This window comes from Bellilinea sp. (assembly GCF_034432615.1).
In the GTDB taxonomy this organism is placed as follows: Bacteria; Chloroflexota; Anaerolineae; order Anaerolineales; family Anaerolineaceae; genus Bellilinea.
Genome location: NZ_DAOUBL010000285.1, coordinates 1 through 2,937 on the forward strand (window position 1 = coordinate 1; position 2,937 = coordinate 2,937).

At 52.4% G+C, this 2,937-nt stretch carries 5 protein-coding genes; 1 reads left to right on the forward strand and 4 read right to left on the reverse strand.

The genetic code is table 11. The features are described from left to right. Positions 1–326: 326 nt before the first annotated feature. Both VAE48_RS12960 and VAE48_RS12965 read right to left on the reverse strand, forming a co-directional pair. Positions 327–779, reverse strand: coding sequence for a hypothetical protein (locus tag VAE48_RS12960; protein WP_322793752.1), 453 nt, complete (start codon positions 777–779; stop codon positions 327–329). A gap of 1 nt (position 780) precedes the next feature. Further along, positions 781–1,269 carry a hypothetical protein gene (locus VAE48_RS12965; RefSeq protein WP_322793753.1) on the reverse strand — a complete coding sequence of 163 codons (489 nt, stop codon included), beginning with the start codon at positions 1,267–1,269 and terminating at the stop codon, positions 781–783. Between VAE48_RS12965 and VAE48_RS12970 the strand changes: the two genes are divergently transcribed. Then, positions 1,268–1,795: a hypothetical protein gene (locus VAE48_RS12970; protein ID WP_322793754.1), complete on the forward strand. Its 528-nt coding sequence runs from the start codon at positions 1,268–1,270 to the stop codon at positions 1,793–1,795. The genes VAE48_RS12965 and VAE48_RS12970 overlap by 2 nt on opposite strands. A 337-nt stretch (positions 1,796–2,132) precedes the next feature. Here VAE48_RS12970 and VAE48_RS12975 read toward each other — a convergent pair whose 3' ends face one another. Together VAE48_RS12975 and VAE48_RS12980 are read right to left on the reverse strand one after the other, a co-directional pair. Then, positions 2,133–2,312: a hypothetical protein gene (locus VAE48_RS12975; protein ID WP_322793755.1), complete on the reverse strand. Its 180-nt coding sequence runs from the start codon at positions 2,310–2,312 to the stop codon at positions 2,133–2,135. Between the two features lie 193 nt (positions 2,313–2,505). Beyond that, the coding region (locus VAE48_RS12980; RefSeq protein WP_322793756.1) for a tyrosine-type recombinase/integrase at positions 2,506–2,937 on the reverse strand (432 nt) is incomplete at its 5' end.

A 2,937-nucleotide genomic window follows, 5' to 3' on the forward strand; every position in this document is an offset into this window, starting at 1 on the left:
GAGGGAAAGAAGTGAGCCAACACCGCTAAACAAAAACCCTGCCGGGGTCGTAGCAGGGTTCTGTTCTCTCGTGATATACTAGTCACGGGGTAAGCAGTCACAGCCTGCTTGCCTCACCGTGAGCGTGCGACCACACGGCTCACGGAACGCCCCGGTCGGGCGCACAACGCCCGGTACGGGGCGTTGTGTTTGCCGGGGTGAGGCGGTCGGTTGGATGTTGGTTTGGGAAGGTGCTATGGGTAGTATAGCATGTATTATTGAAGTTGTCAATAACTTCGCTAATAAAAGCGGCAAAAAAAACGGCTCAAAGCCGTTTTTTTGTTTACCTATAAAGCAAGCGGCCCTGTTTTTGGTTTATAGGGCAGACCGTTTTCGTCAAACAGCCATTTACCTTGTCCTTTTCGCTGGTGATATATCTCAGCACAATAAGCAACGTCTTGCTCATTTAGCAAAACTTTTTTTCCTTCGCTTCCTATTACCTTGATATATCCTTTTGTAACCCACCCCCGTAAAGTTGAAAAAGGTACTCTGTACTTTTCTGCGGCTTTCAATATCCAAATTGGCACACCTTTCAGATGGGCGTGCTTCTTATACTCGGGCAAGTCCTCTTTCCGAATGACTGCTTGATTCCGCACCTCATCCTCGCTCACGACCATTTCACCCGCTATCACTCCTGCCCTGATTTTACCTTTCTCAATCAAGGCGCGCAAGCGGTCTTCCTCCAGCCCGTACTTGCGGGCGGCTTCGGAAAGCGGTAAAAATGTGGGTAAGGTCACCATGCTACACCTCCACCCACACTGGCAAATCCAGCACGCCAAACCGATAGGCCGCACATATCCTGTGGCGGCCATCGGTAATGTACGGCCGTCCACCTTCCATCACGACCCTGATCCGTTGCCCCAGCAGGACATCGATCGGCTGCAAAAACGCAACATCTTCCTCGTTGACCGCCTTACCATCCGAGAGCAAAGTTACCTCTCCCGCAGGGCGAGAAAGCGCATATTCCCTCAGTCGGTCAAAACTTTCTTCTCTCTCGAACGTTTTCAACTCCACCAGAAAGACGCTTCTCTCGGACACCAGCGCTCGCTTCAATCCATCCGCCAGCCAGACGATCATATCGCCCCGCCGGTACGCGGCTGGGCAATCCAGACAGTTTCCTTCTTGTCCGTTCAAGCGCACACAGCGATTGTTAATCGGCTGCGTCCTGATCATCCAGCCGTACAACCAATTTACCGATACCCAATTCCATCCTCTTTGGAGTTCCACCATGTCTGACACCTCACGCGACATCACCCGTCTTGACCTGACCCATTACTTCTACATCTCCGGCCACCTCTGGCTGAAACTGCTTGCAGAGCGCGCTCCGCAGTTGGCCGAATGGCTCAGACGCGCCAGGTATTTCGATACCTCCGACCGTGGCAGCGTCAACCCCGCAGACCTGATTGCTCATACTTACTCCGCCGCCGCCCAAATCGGTCTTCCCTTGACCTTTTCCACCGTCCGCAATCTGTTGCTGGATCGAGACTTCTTCTTCCGCCATCTCCCCGTTCCGCCCGATGATCCACTGTGGAAATTTGGACACGACTACGGCATCGGCTTCATTTTGTGGTTCTGGTGGCAGAGCCAAGAGACCGAGCCGTTTCGCCGTCAACTCGCCGAACAATTCGCTCCCATTCCCAACAATGTTGACCTTTCCCTCTTTCTCTTCTGGCCTGCCCTGACCAAAGAACATCTCGAAGATTTCCGCGCCCTGCATACTCGCCTCTATGCCCGTTTGCAGGTCAACCTGCCTTGACTTGCGGGCGGCTTCCGAAAGTGGTAGAAATGTGGGGAGTGTGACCATGTGCACTTTTCCTTGCGAGGTAGCCCGGAGCCGGGGGACAACGACCCTCTCCGCGGGCGAGGATCACCGGTCGGCGGGCAGCCACCGGCCTATCAGCGCACAGCCCCAACGGGTGGTCGGGGCGGATCCTCGACAGGTCATCCCCCGGTCCCGGGTCGCCTCAAAACAATCTGCCGCGCGGGCCTGACGTCCCCAAGCAGCATCAGCCGGGTCGGCTGAGGGAGGACACGGACAGATCAGGCTTTGGCACCCGGAGACCGGGTAGGTCTCCGGGTTGCTTTTTAATGTGCTACGATTTGCTTTTCAGCAAAGAAGACAGGACAACGCCTAAAATGGCTGAAACTCCAATCCCAATCGCCAAAGCAATCAACGGCGACTGGGAAAGAACCGGAAAACGATCCAAAAAAACTTGACCAAATACTGCACCTGCTATTACAATTGCAACCGTTGCAAGATTTTCGATTTTCATAATTTCCTTTCTTCAGTCCCGGTAACCGCCCGGGACTGAATCTTTAATCCAGATACACGCAAAGCGCCCACGGGATCCATCGGGCGCTTTGCGGGGGACAGGGATGGAATCCCTGTGGAAGTCGGGGCGGGCGGATTTGAACCGCCGACCTCACGGGACCCGAACCGTGAGATCGGCAGTCACTTTTTAAAAACTAAACCAGATTCCAACACCGAACTGGCGAGGCGATGGCATGATCATGATCAATATCATTTTGGGCAATAGCCAAATACCGCTTCACCATATCCAGAGTTGAATGCCCCAAAATCTTTTGAAGCGAATATATATTTCCCCCATTTCTCAGAAATTGAATCGCAAAAGTATGTCTGAACCGATGAGGAAAAACATGACTTACCTTACCGCTAGCAGCTAATTCTGCTAGAATTTTTCTTAACTTGTACCGATCCAACGGCTTCTCGCTCTTTAGTGCAAACAATGGAGCGGAATGAGCCGTATTCTTCCGAATGGAAAGATACTCTTTAATAACCCCAAGCGTTTCATTTGATATCGGAACTAAACGCTCTTTTTTCCCTTTGCCGACAACTCTGACGTGCCCAGTAACCCAATTCAAATCATTTATCAACAA